The 2,192-nt window shown below is 63.0% G+C and carries 1 protein-coding gene; it reads right to left on the reverse strand.

The genetic code is table 11. From position 1 onward, the window contains the following. Nucleotides 1–128: 128 nt before the first annotated feature. A complete protein-coding gene (locus QZY07_RS10140) occupies nt 129–2,054 on the reverse strand; it encodes a DUF6079 family protein (RefSeq protein ID WP_295402120.1) in 1,926 nt (641 codons plus the stop codon). Between the last annotated feature and the right edge of the window lie 138 nt (nt 2,055–2,192).

Consider the following 2,192-nt stretch of genomic DNA (forward strand, 5'->3'; position numbering starts at 1 on the left):
CGACAGGCTGCTAGGAGATTTATGAAACATTCGGGTTAGATTGTTGCAGTTTGACTTACACATGAAATTTAGGCAAAAGCCGATTTCCGTCCAGTTTGTGCTCCCATGCTTGAAAAAACATATGCAATTCAACAGGGACTTTCTGAACAGACTCTCAGGCGCTGGCACCATTCGGTCTGCTCCGGCTCGGACAGGATGGGCTTGCCCCAGAGCGTCAGGTCGGCGAGATGCGCCTGGGCCACCACGGCCTTGTTGACCCACTCGGCGACTTTCCCCTGGATCTGGGTGACGGCCTCGTCACGTTTCGCCGAGTTGACGATCAGACCCTTGGGGACGCCGAGCAGGTCGCACAACTCCTGCAGCGCCCCGAGCGGCAGGTCGCGGGGGCGCTCGACCTGCTTGAATTGCGCGAGCTCGCTGATCGGGAGCTTGGCGAATTGGTCGATCGCGCCGGCGTCGATCTTCTTGCCGATGACGCTCAGCACCAGATCGCCGCTGTGGACGAGTCCCGCCAGCACCACCGCGAGTAGCTCGGGTTCCAGCCGGAAGCGCGTCCAGTACTCGACCCCCGCCTGCTCCTGAACCAACTCGGAGCGGTTCAGCACCTGACCCTCGCCCTTGGTCCCGAGCTGCTGGATGATGGACTTGGCATAGCGCGACTTGCGCGGACGCAGTTGGTCGCCGTCGAGCATCTCCAGGGCGTCGAGCATCGCCGTACCGAGCTGGCTCTTGACGCCGCCGGCGATCCAACGCAGCCCGTCTTGAGCCGCCTGCGCGCGGTTTGCACGCGTGATCGACGTGCTGAAGACCGGGTAGTCGGGCGCGGTGTCGTGGAAGTGAACCGAGAGCGAGACCGCGGCCGCCACGTCGAGATAGTCGCGCACGCCGCCGCGCGCCGGGGTCCGCGCAAACAGCGATTGCAACAGCAGGCCGAGGAGCTGCGGCTTGCCCTGATAGGTGACCTCGAAGGCCGTCGTCAGCTTCTCCTCCAGCCAGCGTTGCAGCGTGCGCAGGTGCTCGACGGCCTTGTCGTCGTAGGTCTTCTTGTTGCCGCCGGACGCGGCGAGCGCCTGTTCGCGGGCGCCGGCGTAGAGCCGGAGCGCACGGTCGAAATCCTCATCGCGCTGCGTGAGCCGGAAGAAGACCTCGTCCGCCTTGCGCTCGTCTTTGAAATAGGGCGGCTCGAACGGCTGGATGAAGTAGAGATAGAAATCGCGCGGCGGCTGCGCCGTGGAGCGTTCGTTCGGTGCGCCGAAGAAGAGGTAGCCACTGCGCCCGGTCTGGCGCTCGCGCCACTCCAGCTCGTGCTCCCAGATGCGATAACCGGCGACATGAGCAGGTGCCTCGGGGTCTTCGAGCACCACCCGCCGCAAACCGTCGAAGTAATAGCGGTCCAGCTGCGCGTCGCTCAGGGTGTCGGCGCGCCGGGCGATCAGCGAGTCGAAGTCGATGTCCTTCTTGAGGTCCAGATAATACTGGCCATTCTCACGATTGAACGAGAGGAACTGACCGCTCACGGTCTTGAGGATCTCGCCCAGGACCGTCTCCACCGTGGTCTTGAGAAACTCGGCGTCGCGCTCCGGCAGCGGAAGCAGGAGGCACAGATCGTCGCGCAGCTCCTCGACCGTGGCGCCGATGGGGGCAAAGATATCGCTGGTCGTCAGCCGATGGACCGAGAGCGCGTGGATGATCCGCAGTGCCGCGGGCCGATACGAGGGGCGGGTGAAGGCTTGCTGAATCCGGGCTTCGAGGACATCGGCCTTCTCGATGACGTCGCGGATCTCGGGGATCGAGCGGAACGATGGATTGTCCTTGAGGTTCTGCCAGTAGGCGTCATAGGCGATGAGGCCGGGTTCGTCGGTCGGTACCGCCTCGGCAAGCAGACGGCGAATGGCGGCGCTCAGAGTCTTGAGCACCTCGCGTTTTTCCGCGACATAGACGCGCTCGAAGGTGTCGAGATAGGCCGGGTGGACCGGAAACAGGCGGACGAACTCGTCCATCCGCTCGTTCATCGCGCCGTAGAGCGGCGCGAATGGTGTCAGGTGCTCGCGCACTAGTACAGCGGCGCCCAAGTCCCTGTAAGGGCTTTGGCGATTAATGGTACCCTATTGACTATCTTGTTCGCACAGTACAGTCAGTATGATCGGCCAACCCCGTTACCGCATTAACCTGCTTGCGTCAGAACGGACCAC

Origin of the sequence: uncultured Thiocystis sp. (assembly GCF_903866365.1) — a bacterium.
Lineage (GTDB): Bacteria > Pseudomonadota > Gammaproteobacteria > Chromatiales > Chromatiaceae > Chromatium.